Annotated in this window: 11 protein-coding genes; 3 read left to right on the top strand and 8 right to left on the bottom strand. The window is 60.6% G+C overall.

Annotated elements, in window-relative coordinates; all coding sequences use genetic code 11:
* Positions 1-2: 2 nt before the first annotated feature.
* From MTP16_RS25555 to MTP16_RS25520, 8 genes are all read right to left on the bottom strand, one after another.
* Positions 3-884: a YecA family protein gene (locus MTP16_RS25555; RefSeq protein ID WP_243520947.1), complete on the bottom strand. Its 882-nt coding sequence runs from the start codon at positions 882-884 to the stop codon at positions 3-5.
* A 15-nt stretch (positions 885-899) separates the two neighbouring features.
* Positions 900-5,198 carry a BREX-1 system adenine-specific DNA-methyltransferase PglX gene (gene pglX, locus MTP16_RS25550; protein WP_243520945.1) on the bottom strand — a complete coding sequence of 1,433 codons (4,299 nt, stop codon included), beginning with the start codon at positions 5,196-5,198 and terminating at the stop codon, positions 900-902.
* Positions 5,199-5,269: 71 nt separating this feature from the next.
* Positions 5,270-8,884, bottom strand: a complete 3,615-nt coding sequence (brxC, locus tag MTP16_RS25545; protein ID WP_243520943.1) for a BREX system P-loop protein BrxC — start codon at positions 8,882-8,884, stop codon at positions 5,270-5,272.
* Positions 8,881-9,477, bottom strand: a complete 597-nt coding sequence (locus MTP16_RS25540) for a BREX protein BrxB domain-containing protein (RefSeq protein WP_243520940.1) — start codon at positions 9,475-9,477, stop codon at positions 8,881-8,883. The genes brxC and MTP16_RS25540 overlap by 4 nt, the downstream gene beginning before the upstream one ends.
* Positions 9,440-10,249 carry a BrxA family protein gene (locus MTP16_RS25535; RefSeq protein ID WP_243520938.1) on the bottom strand — a complete coding sequence of 270 codons (810 nt, stop codon included), beginning with the start codon at positions 10,247-10,249 and terminating at the stop codon, positions 9,440-9,442. The genes MTP16_RS25540 and MTP16_RS25535 overlap by 38 nt, the downstream gene beginning before the upstream one ends.
* Positions 10,242-10,742 carry a BrxE family protein gene (locus MTP16_RS25530; protein ID WP_243520936.1) on the bottom strand — a complete coding sequence of 167 codons (501 nt, stop codon included), beginning with the start codon at positions 10,740-10,742 and terminating at the stop codon, positions 10,242-10,244. Before MTP16_RS25530 ends, MTP16_RS25535 begins: the two co-directional genes overlap by 8 nt.
* A 97-nt stretch (positions 10,743-10,839) precedes the next feature.
* The gene (locus MTP16_RS25525) at positions 10,840-11,649 is read right to left on the bottom strand and encodes a UPF0489 family protein (protein ID WP_243520934.1); all 810 of its coding nucleotides are present in this window, start codon (positions 11,647-11,649) and stop codon (positions 10,840-10,842) included.
* Positions 11,650-11,705: 56 nt separating this feature from the next.
* Positions 11,706-12,077 (bottom strand): hypothetical protein, encoded by a 372-nt coding sequence (locus tag MTP16_RS25520; RefSeq protein ID WP_243520932.1) that lies wholly within the window; start codon positions 12,075-12,077, stop codon positions 11,706-11,708.
* A gap of 784 nt (positions 12,078-12,861) precedes the next feature.
* On the opposite strand from MTP16_RS25520, the gene MTP16_RS25515 reads away from it, so the two are divergent.
* From MTP16_RS25515 to MTP16_RS25505, 3 genes are all read left to right on the top strand, one after another.
* On the top strand, positions 12,862-13,320 hold the full coding sequence (locus MTP16_RS25515; protein WP_243520930.1) for a hypothetical protein: 459 nt from the start codon (positions 12,862-12,864) through the stop codon (positions 13,318-13,320).
* A gap of 194 nt (positions 13,321-13,514) precedes the next feature.
* Positions 13,515-15,380: a DUF4209 domain-containing protein gene (locus MTP16_RS25510; RefSeq protein ID WP_243520928.1), complete on the top strand. Its 1,866-nt coding sequence runs from the start codon at positions 13,515-13,517 to the stop codon at positions 15,378-15,380.
* Entirely contained in the window at positions 15,377-15,898 is a 522-nt protein-coding gene (locus tag MTP16_RS25505) for a hypothetical protein (protein WP_243520927.1), read from the top strand. The genes MTP16_RS25510 and MTP16_RS25505 overlap by 4 nt, the downstream gene beginning before the upstream one ends.
* Positions 15,899-16,156: the final 258 nt, after the last annotated feature.

Raw genomic sequence — 16,156 nt, 5'->3', positions numbered from 1 at the left:
AACTAGCTATTCGGAGCCGATTCGCGTGGGTTGTCTGGTTGTTGGTCGTCGACTATGGTTAGCTTGACGTTATCGAAGAAATTTCCGGTTTTCTCCTCCCACCACAAAAACAGTCTGATTTCCAAGATGCTGAGCATAAGCAGCATGGAGTTATCGGCTGAAGTGTAGTTAACCTTAAACCCGTGCAAAATGGGGTTACGATTCAGCCCCTCGTCGCTCGGCTTTGACCCTTCAAAAAGCCGGTGAACGAAGGCATTGAAAAAGCCGACGTTGTCCTCAATGGGGCGCACGAGACGGTCGTTCCAGATGTCGGTGCGTATCGTGCCCTTTACACTATCAGAGGTTTTTAAATTGCCCACATCACGTAGCAGTCCTTCAAGCTGAGCAAAAAGTACGGGAATGGATAAGGTGTATTTACCGATGAAATGCGCTTCAAAAGCATCCGTTAGCACATCACGCCGTTTTTCAAACATGGCCTGCTCCCGACAGGCAGTGTCGAGTAGCGCCATCACAGGTTCCTGACGGAAATGCCCCCGGTAAGTAGAAAGGACATCCTCCCGGGTTAGGTTTCCCTGCTTCAGTTGTTCCGTCAGGGTTTCCTGCTGTCCAACAGTTAGACCCAAGCCGAACAAGTACAATCCGTTGTCTTTGCAGAAGAGTTTGAGAGGCATCTCCGTTGCGGCCAGAATATTGAGCCAATCGTTGCTGGCATCAACTTGAACCTGCCGAGGCTGACCTCGATGCATGGCCGTTGCCATCACATGTTGAGGCCGAATTTCTTTGCCAATGCAGCAATACTTGTATTTAGCACCCGAACCGCAGGGGCAGGGTTGGTTACGCGGAGGCTTTGGTTGGCTAGGTAGTGTAGCGGGAGTCGTTTTCATACAAGATGGTTCTTATTATTTTTCTTCCACGGCTGCGCCGCCTAAATCAGCTAGCGGCCCCTCGTACAAGTCTTCCAACCCGTGGGCGATGGCCAGGGACCGGTCGAGGCGGCACTTTTCGCGGACGCGGACCGGGAACAGCGACAGGGCCAGGTGGCTCCAATCGTAGTCGCCGGTGCGCAGCTTGGTACGGTGCTGCTCCAGCTTGCGCCGCCAGGCGCGGTGGCTGAACAGCTCGGCCAGCAGGCAGGCGCTGATGGCGGCCCCGTCGTCGGGGTGGGGCTGGAAGCCGGGCTGGTCGAGCACGCTGGTGAGGTGCGCCACAAACTGGTCGAGGCCGGCCACAAGCTGGGCCACGTCGTCGCGGCGCTGGAGCTGCTGGCGGGCCTCCTTGGCGTTGGCCGGGGCGGGGCCGCTGAGCAGCTCCGCAAACTGGCGCAGCTCGTCGCGGGCGCGCTGGCGGCGCGGCTCCACGTAGTCGTTGAGAGCAGCGTAGAGAGTCTCGCGGCTCAGGCGCGGGGCGTAGAGCCAAAGCACGTAATTGGTGTTGGGTGCTTGCAGGGGCCAGTAAAGTGGAGCCTCGCGCTTGGAGCGGGAGTAGGCCAGCAGGTGGCGGTCGAAGAAGCCGCCGGCGCCGGCCCGGCCCAGCCACTCGCCCAGCCAGCCGGTGAGGTCCGACTTGGTAGAAGCCAGCAGGGCGCGGCTTTCGGTTTCGAGGGCGGCCGCGGTGGCGGGGCGCAAGGTGGCCAATAGCTGGCGCAACTGACGGGCCACGTCGTGCGGGTTATCGGAGTCAAGGGGGAGCAGGCCGGACCAGGCCACTGGCACGGGGTAGGGGGCACCGGCATCGGCTACGTCTGCCGGCGTGGTGGCCAAGCGGCCGGAAGTGGGGTGGCGCAGGGCACCGGGCGGGGCCGGCGGCAGTGCTTCAAACGCGCCGGCCGGGGCGGGCAGTCCGGCTGGGTCGAGCGCCAGGCGCACGTCCCAACGCCCGAAGGCAGCACCCAGCAGCCACTGCCACAGGGCAAATGCCACGTCATCGGGACTGCCGGGGGCGGCAGTGTCGTCGTCCTCTTCTTCCTCGGCCGGGGCGTCATCCTCGCTGGTGCTGCTGGGAGCGGCGTAGAACTGCGCGATGGCGGCCCGTTCGGCAGGGCCGAAGCCGTAGGCCTCGTAAACCCGCTCGTTGATTTCTCCCTGAATAGCCTGCACTTCCAGTTGCCGGGCGGTAGCGCGGGCTGCTTCAGCGATGGCAGTTTCGGCCAACGTAGTTGAGTCAAGCAATGGCAGGGGCACGGCAATGGCCGCGAGTGCCGGAGGTAGGGACTCGGACAGGGCAGGGCCAGCCAGGGCAGTGGGGAGCAGCAGGGCCGGCAAACGGAAATGCAGGGATGTTTCGCGGGTGAATTCTCGCGCCCGTTGCACGGCGTGTCCCCGCCGGGCTAGGGCCTCCAGTTCGGCTACCACTGGTACAGCAGTTGGTAGTTGCAGCGCTGCCGGAAACGGCGTTCGGTTGATAGCCCCACCGTCGAATTGTGGTCGCGCCGAAAAACCCAGCCCCAACTTCAACATGTAATCAAATGGCCGAGATGCCAGCACGGCGAGATTGAGCAGGTTTTGTTCCTCGGCGGTCCGGTTATCAGGCGGGTTTGGGTAAATGCCCTGGCCGCGCACACTGATGATAGTGCCCGCAGGCATTGCTTGCGGGCTCAGCTCGTGGGTGCGGAGCGGATAGGTGAGGCCGCGCCGACCATAGAACATTGGATTGCGAATTACCGAGCGAGTGAAAGTTGTCATTTCTTCGCCATTTCGCACCCAATTGCAAATCAAATGAAAGTCAATGTAGAAAGGTGACCAAGGGCCTCCTTTTGCGAAAGTGAACCAACCACTGTCAGTGGGTTTTTCCCACCACATTCGTACAAAGCGAAAATCATCAGCTGAAGCCAAACCCTGTTTAGTTGAGCCTGCTTCGTCATCAAAAGCAGGTTCAGTTTCGAAAGCCCGACGAACACCTGCCGGTGACCAATATGCCAGTGGCTTACCAGGAATTACATCAAAAGCTACTGTAGGCACCTCAAACCGAAACGGAGCGGACGGATTTAATAGCCCTTCCAACAAGGCTGCTTCCTTTTCCTCGCCCGGCACATTGAGCAGACGCAGGAAAAAAGTAGGCTGGGCTACGGGCGGGGCCTGCTGCACCACGTAGGCAGCGGTTTCTACCATGGCATCGAGCACTTCGCCGCCCAGGTCGGCCACCAGCGGCAGGTGGTGGCGTAGCAGCACCTGCTCGCGGAAAGTCTTGAACGATGAGATAAATAGCCCCGTGCGCGAGGAGATGATGCCCACAAAGCCCCCCGGCCGCAGCCGGTTCAGCGCCCGCGCCACGAACATGGCGAAGATGTCCATTTTGGCGCTGGGGTAGTTGCGTTCCAGGTAGGCCTTGCTGGCGGCGGCGGCGGCCCCAAAGGGCGGATTCATCAGCACGGCATCGTAGCGCAGGCGGCAGAGGTCCACCAGGGCCAGGGTCCGGGCCGCGTCGGCCGCGAAGAGCTGGCGTTGGTAGGCATCAGGGCCCGCGGCCTGCTCGGCATACAGCGTGAGGGCGGCCAGCAGCAGGCCCTCGGCCTCCTCAAAGAAGGCCTTGCGGCGCACCCGGCCGAGGGCTTCGAGCGGCAGCCCCAGCTGCTGGGCGGGAGCACCCCGAAAGATGTCGACCTGCGTGGCCTGGGCCACGGCTGCGCGGGCAGTCGTCCAGCTCTGGCGGGCCGCTTCGATGAGGCCGCTCAGCTCCTGCTCCAGGGGCACCAGCCAGCCGGCCTCGCCCACCAGGCGGGTGTGGGCCGCCACACTGCGCAGCAGGTCGGCCAGCACCTGCGCCTCGGCCGGGGCCAGGGGCTTGGTTTGGCCGGGCAGGGTTTCGTGGCGAAGCGTGCGGCCGAAAGCCGTCAGCAGCTCGCCTTCGGCCAACGGCTCGGCCCACACCAGCCGCGCCTCGCCAATGCGCGGGCGATGGGCCGCCCGCAGCTTCAGGCCCTGCCAGGTGCGGTGCGCCCGCAGCCAAAGCGTGAGGCCGGCCACCTGAATCGCGCGGGGGTCAATATCCACCCCGTGCAGGTTGTGGGCCAGAATCAGGCCCGGCACCCGCGCCTGAAACGCCCGGCGGCGGGCGGTCTCGTCGGTGGGATGCTCGGCCACCAAGGCCGCGCGCACATCGGTGAGCACGGTGTCCGGCAGCCGGTCCCAGGCATCGAGGTAAATGGTTTCGAACACATCGAAGGCATACAGCCCGAAGTGCATGGAGCCGCAGGCGGGGTCAAGTACCCGCAGGCCCCGCGGGTCGGGCAGCGGGTATTCCTCCGCAACGGTGCTCTCGCCCCCGGCTTTCTTCAACGCCGGGATGCTGTTTGGGGCCGCCGCGTCTGGCGCGGTTTCGGCAGCAGCGGCATCAGTGGCCACCAGGTAGCGGCAGCGGGCCGCCAGCGCTTCGGAAGGCTCCGCCAGGTCGCGCCAGCGGCGGCCCAGCGTGTTATCCGTCAAAAACTCCACCACGTAGCGCGGCGTAAAAAACTGGTTGCGCACGGCCATTTCGCGGCTCGTGCGTGGGGCACGGCTGGCCGCTCGCATGGCCTCGCGCTCGTCTTTGGAGTTGAAGTACTGGTAGAGCCAGCCCAGCGTTTCATCCGCATCCCAGGCAAAAGCCAGCTCGGAGCGACGCAGGCGGTCGAGCACGGCATCGAAAGCCGCATAACGGGGCCAGAGCAGGCCGTAGGGCGAGTAGGCTCCGAACAAGCCCGGCAGCTCGCGGGCCAGTCGGTCGAAATTAGCCCGAATAAAGGCGGCGTAGCGGGCGTCGCCGTTGGGGTAAGCCTGGCTGGTGTACAGCGAAAACAGGTCGGTGTAGCCTTCCGACTGTTGCCCACGTCGCAGGCATTCCATCACAATCTCGCGTTCCTCGGCCAGCCGCAACGCCGTGAGGCGGTTGAGAAAGGTGTAGGCTTGTTCGAGCAGCAGGCGGGGCAAGGCTTCCGCCAGGCGGGGCGAGGCTCCTGCTACCGCGCCCGGTACCGTAGTCGCCAGATAGTGCAGGCGCTCCTGCAGGCGCGCTGCTCCGGCGCGGGTGGCGCGGTCGGCATTGGGCAGCTCGGCCGGGGCCGTAAGCTGCAAGTGGGTGTAAGCCGGCGGAGCCCCCGCCGCCACCGGGGCCTGCTGAAAGAAAATGCCGTAGCCGGGCAGTTGCTGCTCGAAGTCGCGGTAGAGGGCAGTGCGGGCATCGGCCACGAACTGGCGGAGCAGGTTGCGTTGGGTGGGCGTCATGGTCAGGAAGAAACTCTGTTACCCTCTTCGGAGGACAGCAGAAAGAAGCGGGGGTAGAAGATTCGGACGGATTAGTCTTCAAAATCGAACTCGAAGGCCTGGCCAGCCACGAAGCCGGCGCGCAGCCGCTGCAGGCGCTCAATCAATTGGTCGAGGTCATCGGCCGAGGTCAGCCGGCGGCGCAGTCGCAGGGGCGTGGCCACACTGGGAGTGGGAGTACCATCTTCCTGCACTTCGCTGGGCGGCGGGGCCGGGGGGCGGGCCTCGCTTACCCGGCGGCGCAGGTCGGCCAGGCGCTCCTCCACGCTGTAACCGTGGTTCTGCAGGTCTTCCAGGTCGCGCAGCGTACCGGTGTGCGCTTGCTCATAGGGGAGGGCCAGGTCGGATAAGGCATCGGCGATGGCGGTCTGGGCCTCCACATCCAGGTAGTTCCAGGTGTAGGAACCGCGCAACTCGGTAGCGGTCTGGCGCAGGCGGTCCAGCTGGTGCTTGGCCAGGGCCGCTACCCCGGCTTTTAGGGCGGTCACCAGCTGCCGGTGCGCCGTGGTCAGGTCGGCGGTCCGCCCGCCAAAGGTGTCGTGGGTCAGCAGCTCGTCGAGGCGGGCCAACGGGTCAGCCGCGGCGCGGCGCAGCTCGGTCAGCGCTACTACATCGGGCAGGCGGGCTAGCCGCTCGCGCAAGGGCAACAGGTCGCGCAACGTGTTTTCAAGGCCCTCATCAAGCTGGCGGCTGAGGTGGTCGGCCCAGCCCAGATTCGAGACGAGTTCGTTGTCGGGGTCCCCGAGGCGGCTGATAACGTCGGCATCGTCGCCGTCGAGGAGGCTGCGCACCTGGGTCAGCACCTGTTCGGCCCGGTCAGGCCCCGGTACCTGCACGGCGCGCAGGCGGCTGGGCAGGCCTGCCAGCTGCGCCAGCTTGCCCGGGAAAAACTCCCGCGCGGCTTTGTTGATGCCGTTCAGGGTGGGCGAAACGGTATCGTCGGTCAGTTCCTCCAGACGGTGAACTGCCATGTTGCGCAGCTCAGCTGAGGGCACGCCATCGGCCAGGCGCAAGGTTATCCGGTTGAAGCCGTTCGTGTTGCCGATGGCTGTGCGGGCTTCGGGGCTGCTGCCACTCACCGACTGCCCACCGGTGTGAAGCTTCACGCGCCCATCGCGCAGCAAGGCGGCCACCAGGTAGCGAATGGCGTCTTTTGACCAGCCGTAGGGCGGCGCAGCAAAGTGGTCGAGCAGCGTTCGGCCGTCCGCCTGCAAGTGGCGGCGCAGGTAGTCGGCCACGGCCATCAGCGCCGGGTGGTCGGCCCGCACGGCCCCATTAGCGTCGGCCAGCCCCAGCGGGTCATATTGGGTCGGCAGGGTGGTGAGGTCTTTAGCTTGCAGAAACTGTACTGCTGTTTCGCCAGCACCAGGATGGCCAGCCAGGGTATACTTCTCATACGTGAGCTCGGTCACGTCTTTCAGGCGCTTGCCCAAAGCCCCGGGCAGCGTTGTGGCCTCGGTGCGGGTAGCCGTTTGAGAGCCGCGGAAGATAAAAGAGCCGCTTTCCAAGCTCAGGCGCACCTTTTGGCCCAGGTCGCGCAGCAGCCGGCGCGTCAGCTCCTGCTGGCTGCGCACGTACTGGGCCTCGTCGCCGGGGCGGGCCGAGTGCTGGTTCAGGCGCACGATTTCGCCCGCCCGGTAAAGGTCGCGCACCTGGTCATTCCAGCCGGCGGGTAGCTGTCCGCAGGCATACAGCCGGTTGTGTTCCTGCGGAGCAGTTGAGCGCAGGGCGAGTTGGCTTACCTGCGCTTGGTATTCGCTGGGGTCCAGCAGCGTGACCACCACCTGAATCGGGTCGGCTCCAGCCGCTACCGGCGACAACACGTCGGCACCTGGATACCAGAACAAGCCCGCCACCACGGCCCGGTTGCCGCCGAGCATGGTGCGGCGGGTGGTGTCGGGCAGCAGCTCCTTCAGCACCTCGCGTTCCAGGTTGAGCCGGTCCACGGCGAGGGGTTGCAGCTTGTTGCGCTCGGTTTCCAACTCCTTCACTTCTTCGCTCAGGATGCGTACCTGGTCGTTGAGCAGCGCAAAGGGCAGCTCAACGTGGGCAATGAGCTCTTCGAGCGCCTGCTTCACTTCGGCCGGGGTTCGCAGGTGGCGGGCATCGGGCTGGAGCAGCGCCGCCACGTTGACAAACGTGACGGGTACCACCTCCTCGATGATTTGCAGCACGGCGACGGCCGCGGCGGCTTCGGCCATGAGCGAATCGGCCCCGAACACTAGCCGCGCCTTGTCCACGGCGGCCGTGAGGTAGGCCAGCGAGCGGCCTATTTCCAGCGTGAGCACCCGGTAAAAATCGGCCAGGGTGATGAGGCGACCCAGAGGCGCATCGGCCACGGCTACCCCACTGGCGGTATCGAGCAGCATATCCTGCGTCAGTTTTAGGGCCGAGCGCAGCCCCAGCCCACCATGCTTGGTGGCCAGCCGGCTCAGCAGGCGCAACATCAGTTCAAAGTGCTGTGGTAGAAAAGGATAAAGGTCCACAAACCGGTCGCGGCTGAACTCCGGCAGCCGCAGCACGCTCACGTCCTGAAGGCGGGTGGCGTGGTTAAGGCTCTGGCTCACCTGCTCGAAAAGCTGGTGCAGCGCCGTGGTGCCGGCCGCGCTTTTCTTCAGCAGGCGCTCGGTAATGATGTGGCTGATGTCGCCGGACTTCAATTCGAGCTGCATCGGGAAGCGGGCCAGCAGCTTCGTCAGCTTGGCCGAGTTCAGGGCCGCGTCGGGGTTGTCGTTGGTCAGCGTTTGCTGGGCCGTCACGATGAGCAGCGCGTGGCCCTGCCGTTTCAGGGACTCGGCCAGCCCTTGCAGCATCGTGATTCGGTCATCCACCGGCGCGACGTACTGCCCTACTTCGTCAATGACGAAGATGACGTTCTGGTAGCCGGTTTTTTGGCGCACCAACGTCAACATAGTGGCTACGTCCTCGTCCAGGCCGCGCTCAATCTGTAGTTCGGCCGTATTGGCCAGCGTATCGGCCGCCGGAAACCGGGCCGGGTAGAACTCGTGCGCCAGCTGCGAAGCCACGTAGATGCCGGAATACGGGTCGTCGCGCACCTCCGCCCAGCTCAGGCCCGCGGCATCCGGCAACTCAGGCACCCGCTTTTTAAAGGCGTCCAGCTTGCCGTCGCGTAGCAAGCGCAGCTCCAGGTCGCGGGTGCGGGCTTCGGTTGAGAAATCTGCCCATTGCAGCACCTTGCGGTAGAGCTCTTCGTGCACGAGCCGCATGGCCCCGCTGGCCTCCGAGGCCAGGTCCAGCATCACCACGGCGGCCGGGTGGCGCTGGGTGAGCGTGAGCAGGCGCTGGCGTAGCGTGAGTGTGAGCCGGTCGGCCAGCTGCTCCCGGAACGGCCGCCCTGCCAGCTGCCGGTTGGTATCCAGGGCCATGCCAAGGTACTTGGTAAACGAGCTTTTGCCCGAGCCATAAAAGCCCGATACCCAAATGCCAACCTCGGTATTTGGGTTGCCGTTGGCCCCGTCCTCCACGGCTTCGAGCAGCTTCTCAATCCGCTCCTCGATGTGGGCCGTGGTGACGTACTCCCGCACTTCCGTCAGCAGGGCTTCTTCGCGCTTCGCGTTGGTGCCGTAGTTCACGACCGGCTCAATGGGCCGCTCTATTTCCAGATTAAACAGGGTACGAATGCTCATGCGGTAGTTGCCTCAAAGTGGGTGGAGCGGTAGTTGCCGTCTTCGGGGTAGAAACCCAGAAATTTCAGGGCGTATTTGGCCGTGCGCTGGCCGGGGTAAAACACAATGATTGGTCCCTTTAGGGTCTGGGTAAGCTGGTTCTCGATGGTGCCGATGCGCACGGCCGGGTGCAGGGCTTCGAGGTCGGTGAGCAGCAGCACGGTTTTTTCGCTCGTGCCGCCGAAGCGAGCGGTAATGTCGGCCGCCAGCTTCTCGCCCGCGGCCCCGGTTAGCTGGTGCAGGAGTTTGGGACTGGCCGCAAACTTCTCGGCCGCGGTAGCGGGTTTGGCGGCTTCCAGCTGCAGCGACCGGGACACCAATGGGTGCTTTTCGGCCAGGCCCGGCATCTCCTTGGCAAAGCTGTACTCCCGCGTTTTGTAGCGCTGGTCGGTCAGGCGCTTCTTCCACTTGTGCAGCTGACGCTTCACTTCCAGGGCCTGTTCTGGCGGGAAAACCAGGTAGTAAAACTGCGCGGCCCCGGTCGGGTTGATGGTTCGGTCGCGCGTATTCAGCGCATCAAGCAACTGCGTGAAGGCTTCGTTGAGTGAGGTCATGCAGGAGCGCAGTAGGAGAAGAGTAATGCCATTCGAGGCGGAGAAGGTCACCAGCCGTAAGTACGGTCAGCCAATTGTGCAGCGCTAGGCGGCGCAAGGTCGGCAGTACGTCGCCAGCGCGCAGGCCCAGCACTTGCCAGAGCGGGTGGGCGATGAGCGCGCGTACGTCCAGCTTAAGCTCGCGCAGCCAGTACGCTAAGTAAACCACTGTTTCCGGATGCGGCTGGAACGGCCTCAGCAGCCGGATGCCTTGCCGGTCGGGTGCGCCCAGCAAGCCAAATTCAGTGAGGGTACCCGTTAGGCGGCGGGCGGTGCGCTCCGTCAGGCCCTCGGACCAGTCGCTGCCGGTGCGGCCCAGCTTCTGGGCTTGGTGCAGAAACTCCTGCGCCGCCTCCTTGGGTAAGCTGGGGCGACCAGCATAATGGGCGGGCCAGTACACTTCCTGCAGGAACACCAAGAGTTCCGGGTGCGCGGCAGCGGTGTGCAGCAGGCACACTTCCGTGAATAAGCCCGTGACCGGGAGGTGCTGCGCCAACTCGTGCAGGTACGCCGCCGGCTGGGGCTGGCCCCGGAGGAAGCGCCGGCTGAATACCGCCACCACATCCCGGATGCGGGCTTCGGTAGCCCGGCCTAGGTAACCAGTGGCCAAGGCCTGCTGCGCCAACTCGCGAGCCGTAATGCCGGGCTGCCAGTGCTGCGCCAGCTGGTGCATTTCAGGGAGTAACGCCTGACCTTTGTTCAGGGCAGCCGTGAAAAGCAGGTCCTTACTCATCTGCATTGGCCGTAGTGAAGTAGGGAAACACCTGCACACCGCCCTGGAAAGCCGCGCCGTAGCAAGCCCGTAAGGCCGGTAGGGCAGCGCCGGAAAGCAAGTCGGCACTGCTGCCCAGCCGTTGAGGACCAGTAACTGGGGTAGTATTCGCAGTTACCGTTGCCAATGCTGTTTTCTCTGTCAGCCACTGCTGTGCCTGGGCTACTGGCAGCTGCAAACCAGTATGGTAGATAGCCTCCTCTAGCCCTTCGGGTAAACGAAATAGATGGTAATCCATGCCTGACAGCCATTTATCGTGCGCCTGGCAGGCGGCCTGGCTGCTGAGCTGCCAGGCCACCGCCGGCGCGGCGTCGGCAAACAGGTGCTTAAAATCCAAAGCAGCATCAGTCGTCAGGCAAGTGGTGGGCCACCAGGCGGGCACACTGGCTTCGCCGGCGGAAGCTACCTGCAATCGGAGGAGTAAAAACTGTTCAACTAGCTCGGCAAAGGTCATGGTGCGTAAAGTAGGAGGCCGAAGGTAACGGCCTGCCTTCACTTTCGTCGCCCCTCACTTTATCTTTTCCGCCTAACTTGTTGGGGCAGTAGCTGGTCTACCGATTCCGCAAATGTTTCCATTCGCACGCATCATGAAACAAATCGGGCGTGAAGTACAGCTTGGTCACCATATCGAGCAACTTGTTCGATTTTGAGATGCCACCACAGAATTCCGGCTCGGTTGCGATGGTAAAGCCGGCCAATCGAGCAAAAATCCAGCGCATGAGCGAAGTCTCGGGAGCCAGTAACTCCAGGATTTTGCCTTTGGGCATATAGGTAAAGCGACTGCCGCCTTCAGTGTAATGATTTCGGTAGGTGAAGAAATCAAGGTCGAGGTCAAAGTAAACAGCCTGCTCGCTGGAGGTCAGCAAGGCAGCCTCCAACTGTTGCGGCGTTCTGAACTTTCGGATGGGGTGGGCATTACCAAACCGGTCGTGGAATAGCTCATCCGCCCATTCATCGCCGTAGCCATCCCGGCAATGCACGTACACGTCGCCAATCAAGTTAAGGTAGACGGCAGCCATAATTTGACCGTCGTTGTTATTGGGCAGGGTTGCCCAGCAGAAGCCGGCTACTTCCCCGTCGTCGCTTTGGTTCAAGTCCTTCAGCCACTGCTGCTCGATATCACCGGGATAGCCTAAATCCTGGTGCCAGTCCAAGCTGACCAAGCAAGGGGGAGTTGATTGCTTCCGCTCGCGGGTCCATTGCAGCCAGTAGAAGAAGGCGTAACGGTGCTCCTGGAACAGTGCTACCTCTACCACCTTGCCATTGCCGGAAGGATGCGTTAATATTTCCTTCCTGCAGCCCGGAGGCACGATGTAAGAATCATTGCGGAAGGTCAGCTCAAGTTCCTTAAAATCGCGCATAATTAGGGCGGCAACATTATCTGGGCATGAATTTCTGGCGTTCGTTTACCGCCGCCTTAGTCGTTGGTCACGGGCCGCAGATGCGATAGCGCGTAGCCAATGATGGTGCCTGTGAGCGTACCCGCGCTGACCCCGTTTAATATTTTTTGCGTGGAGAGAAAGAGCCCGGCTCCCAAGCATAAAAACACCATAAGGAAACTGTAGCCCCTGGCTACATAGCCCTCAATAGCCGTGGCTCTGGCTTCGGCCACAAGGCCGGTTTTTTTGGCCTCCACATGGCTTTTCAGTAGGTCCACCAAGGTGGTAAAGTGCTGTTGTACGGTCGCCATAAAAAGCACGGAGGCATCGGGAATAGCCTGGGCAGTGGGGGCTGGCGGTGAAAGGGGGATTTCAGCGGATTCGGCTACGGGCTCCGTAACGGGTTGCATGGATTTGAGTAAAAAAGGTTCCCTAACACAAGGGCAAAACAGGTGCCGATTTTTAGGTTGTTGCCCCAACCTGACTCGAATAGCTGAAATAAAAAAAATGCCAGTTGTTCCCCATTTTTTGCCACTTGTTCCCCAGGTAAGAATTCCGAATTATCCACCACTAGAATTCTATAATTTACAGCGTTGCTAATGAGTGTTTTATGCGAACTGGCAATGATGCAGAATAGAAAAAATATAAGAAAAAAGCGTGTAGTTTGTCCTATTTGAAAACTCATTTCCAGCTCGTGAGAACACATTTTGTAAAGTCAATATGCTCTTACGGGCTGGAAACGGCATTTTTCCTGTCCTATTTTTCGTTGCTTTTGGTGTATTCTTTTGTGATGCCCTTTTCAAACCGGGTATCATATGAAAGCACCAATCGACTGGAAAATACGAGTAGAGTTGCTAGCCAAGGTCGCGGGCGGGCTAAAGGACTTGGCAACGCTGGCAGCGCTGCTATGGACATGGTACAAGCATTTATAACAGCTTGCATTATTGGCTTTGAGTATCATCGCAGGACCTTTCTGGCAAGTTCGCGCACGCGCCCGCCCTGCCTTTTCATGCGTGAGAGTCAATGCGCTCAGAGAAGCTGCTGCTACGAAGTGCATCCAGTCTGCCCTAACTATATCGTATTGCTACGATGCAGTGACCGAATCATCCCGAAAAATGCCGAAGTGGAGTTAAGCACGGGTTAAGTGACGTGCGAATTCGCCACCATCCTGGAACTACTGGCTAACTTGAGGCCATGAAAAAGACTCAAAAAATTCGTCTGGTTATTGAAGCTGACGTAGCCCAGGACACCGAGTTCACGCCGGAAGTAGTGCAGCGTATTTGGGGGAAGTACGGCAACTTCAAGGACTTCATCAAGGACGAATACTGGCAGGAAAATATCCGTCAGGAACAAGTGCTACTGGACATCCTGCTGGCGGACCCCAAAAAGTACCACCTCCTACTATTGGGAGCGCTGCAACATCAACTGGACGATTCAGGCACTGCGTTTTTTCAATTAGCGGGGTATGACACCGGCAGTAAGCCTGCTCATGAGTTCGACCCTCTGGAGGACGTAGTTGATACTTTACCGCCAGCTACTGCGGCGTATTTCCAGCGGATGAAGCAGGAGGGAATATTCTCTGAACGGACAGAGTTAATAACGTTTTCGACGGATGTAACCATTACCAGCATTCAGGTGGAGGAAGTGAATTAGGGTCGTGATGGTCTGTCAGAAGGCAGAAAAGCTGCCGAAAAGTAATTTGCCGCGGCTTTTTTGGATGCTTCTTACGGTGCTCAAACCGCTATGTGGCGTTTATGCATTTATGCAGTAAATGCCGGGTGTCCATTGCAGTAGCATCAATGCGTAATTTCGGGGCACTTCCCCCTACTGCCAGTTGTTTTTTACTTATGCCTAATCCACTCACTGATTATTTAACGGCCTTGGATGCCACTCCCGTGGCAGACCTGCAAAACCGGGACGTGGTGGCGGAGTTTGGTCGCATCGCGGAAGTGCTGGAAGCAGCCGGAGACGAGCAGCTAGCCCGACAGGCCCGGATTGAGCAGGAGGTGATGGGGGCTAGCAAAAGCCTGGAAGACAAAATCGGTTACCATATCTCCGGGGTGCGCCAGGACGAAGAAGGCAACGAACAGCCTTTCGGGTGGCCCGAAACGAGTGCGTATGGCCCGGCCGAGTACGCCTACCTCAAGCAGCGGTACCAGGCCACCAGCAACTTATTCTTAAAGCGCGAGTACGGCCTGTTCCTGTACTTGCGCAAGCAGGCCGGCCGGCCCGAAGAAGTCGCCGCGCTGGTAAACGACCTGTTTGCCCTCAGCCAAGCATACTTCACCTTGGAAGCGACGGAGCCCCCGACCCGGCACTACGTGCTCTTTGCCGTGCAAAACCTGGCCCTGGCTTTTCGCATTGCGGCCAGCCGGCAGCGCGACCCAGCCGTTGCCGCCACGCTACGGCCCATTATGGACTTTATGCTGGCCACGCAGCAGCGGTGGGATGCGGCCCGCACCGGGTCGCCGATGCTGCTCGGCACGTTCACAAGTCTGGTGGCCGAACAGCTGAATCTGTTCCGGGAAGCCGGGTTATTGCCGGCTTTTTTAGCCCACAACCGTCCGTTGATTGAGACGCTGCGCAATACGTACCTGCATGGGGCAATGGAAGTAGCGCAGGCCACGGCCGAGGTCGCACAGCAAGCTAAGCTGGATGCCCGCCCCTGGCAGCTATTGGTGGCCGACTACTACGAGCAGCTCGCGGCGGAGGCATTGGCACGGGACAATTCGGCAGCTGTCTCGTTCACGCAGCAGGCCATGCGCCTCTATCAGGAACTAGGCGAAACGGCCACTGCAGAGCGGTTGGCGCAGCAATACCAACAGTTGCGGACGACTTTTCGCTTGGGCGAAGTCTTCACGGAAGTGCCGGCCGCCCAGGTGCAGGAGCGCACGGCCGAGATTCAGCGCTTGGTGGAGCAGCATACCGAAGCGGAGCTGGTCGCATTTTTGGCTGCCACACCCATGTTTCCGACCATCAAGGCGGTTCGCGAGTATGAGCAGACGGCGGCTAAGTCGTTAGCCGACATGTTTTCCACGGTGGTACAGGACAAGCACGGCAACCCCGTGCAGACGTTTACGACGGAGCCACAAAAGCAGGAATTTCGTGTATTAAATGCTTATGGTCTGCTTGGGCAGCTGGCCATGCAAACCTTGGTGCAGTTAGTCGTAACCGCTTACAAAGCGGATAAATTGCATGCCTCTGGCGTAATGGGTTACCTAGCCGATAGCTGGCTCGGACAGCCCCGTGAAGTGCGCGAGCACGGCATGGAAAGAACCACTTTCCCGCTTCGCTTGCTGGAATCCGGCATCCAAGCCATATTTCAGGAATTGGACCGGTGGCGAAAGGAAGAAACGGATGACCCAGACTTTATCGCTGCTACCGACTCGCTGGTGCTAAAAGTCGAATACGTGTTGCGCTATATGTGCGAGCGTCTTGGCATTACTACTTTCCGGCCTAAGCGCGAAGGCATCGTGCATGAGAAGCTGTTAGAGGAACTGTTTCAGGACCTTGCCCCTCACCTCGACCCGGAAGACTTGTTCTTTATTCGCTTTTACTTGCAGGAAAAGGCCGGTCAAAACCTGCGCAATCGCATCGCTCACGGCCTGATGGACGAGAACGAGTACGGCATCGAGAAAGCGCTGCTGGTGCTGGTGATGCTGCTGAAGCTGGCGAGCTACGCCTTTAAACCCCGCGAAACCGAAACGCCATGACCTTGACCCTTGAACGTCCGCAGCGTGAAGCGGCCACCCGTCCGCTAGGCGCGGACTACGCCGAGGCCCTGCAGCGGCAGTCCCGGCATCGTAACGTATTTATTAGTTGGTCGTGGCTGGCAGCTGAGTCCCCACCCAATTTTGCGTTTCTGCGCGAACGGGAAGTTGCTAAGATTCGCTCATTCGCTGCATTACCGTCGAACTGGGATTCGTACGGGGCACCGGTCATCAGCCCGTTGGCTATTCAGAGCGCAATTGAGTTAATGCAACAACCTGCTTTTATCCAGTTGTTGCCTTACTATACGCCTCATATAGCGGCTTTTCCGTTGCGCAACGGCGGCATACAGCTCGACCTGAACGGCGGCAAAGCACCTATGGAGATTGAAATTGCGCCGGGCGGCGAGCGGGAGTATACGCTGTTCGGCCCTGACGAAGAAGTGCTGTGGGAAGTGCCTACGCTGGCGCACGCCATTCAATTGTATCAGGATTTTGACCCCGTGAGCGCCTACCTTGGATGAGTTACTTGATTAAGCCGGAAAACCACCTGCTTCGGCGGGTGCCGAAGCAGCCTTCGCATATTGCGCACGACGCAGCTGGGCAACTGAGCCTTACCAGTTCGGTGTTTAAGTACGCTCCGGTTACTCCAAGGGACGGGGTTTCGGTCGACGTGCTGGAAATTTGGCTGGCCCTTGGCTCACGAGAACAGGCGCTGTATGAGGCCGTATTCCGGCACACGACCGCATCGGGAGCCGGCTGCGTAGCCGCGGTGCTGCCAG

It is taken from the genome of Hymenobacter monticola (assembly GCF_022811645.1).
Classification (GTDB): Bacteria; Bacteroidota; Bacteroidia; order Cytophagales; family Hymenobacteraceae; genus Hymenobacter; species Hymenobacter monticola.
Note: the sequence above shows the minus strand (reverse complement) of the source record. Positions and strands in the feature narration are given on the sequence as shown.

What these genes read in the sequence shown, in the direction of transcription:
- MTP16_RS25525 (WP_243520934.1), bottom strand. Translation starts at nt 11,649, where the DNA reads ATGCGCGATTTTAAGGAACTTGAGCTGACCTTCCGCAATGATTCTTAC.
- MTP16_RS25510 (WP_243520928.1), top strand. Translation starts at nt 13,515, where the DNA reads ATGCCTAATCCACTCACTGATTATTTAACGGCCTTGGATGCCACTCCC.
- MTP16_RS25530 (WP_243520936.1), bottom strand. Translation starts at nt 10,742, where the DNA reads ATGACCTTTGCCGAGCTAGTTGAACAGTTTTTACTCCTCCGATTGCAG.
- MTP16_RS25505 (WP_243520927.1), top strand. Translation starts at nt 15,377, where the DNA reads ATGACCTTGACCCTTGAACGTCCGCAGCGTGAAGCGGCCACCCGTCCG.
- MTP16_RS25535 (WP_243520938.1), bottom strand. Translation starts at nt 10,249, where the DNA reads ATGAGTAAGGACCTGCTTTTCACGGCTGCCCTGAACAAAGGTCAGGCG.
- pglX (WP_243520945.1), bottom strand. Translation starts at nt 5,198, where the DNA reads ATGACGCCCACCCAACGCAACCTGCTCCGCCAGTTCGTGGCCGATGCC.
- MTP16_RS25540 (WP_243520940.1), bottom strand. Translation starts at nt 9,477, where the DNA reads ATGACCTCACTCAACGAAGCCTTCACGCAGTTGCTTGATGCGCTGAAT.
- MTP16_RS25555 (WP_243520947.1), bottom strand. Translation starts at nt 884, where the DNA reads ATGAAAACGACTCCCGCTACACTACCTAGCCAACCAAAGCCTCCGCGT.
- brxC (WP_243520943.1), bottom strand. Translation starts at nt 8,884, where the DNA reads ATGAGCATTCGTACCCTGTTTAATCTGGAAATAGAGCGGCCCATTGAG.
- MTP16_RS25515 (WP_243520930.1), top strand. Translation starts at nt 12,862, where the DNA reads ATGAAAAAGACTCAAAAAATTCGTCTGGTTATTGAAGCTGACGTAGCC.
- MTP16_RS25520 (WP_243520932.1), bottom strand. Translation starts at nt 12,077, where the DNA reads ATGCAACCCGTTACGGAGCCCGTAGCCGAATCCGCTGAAATCCCCCTT.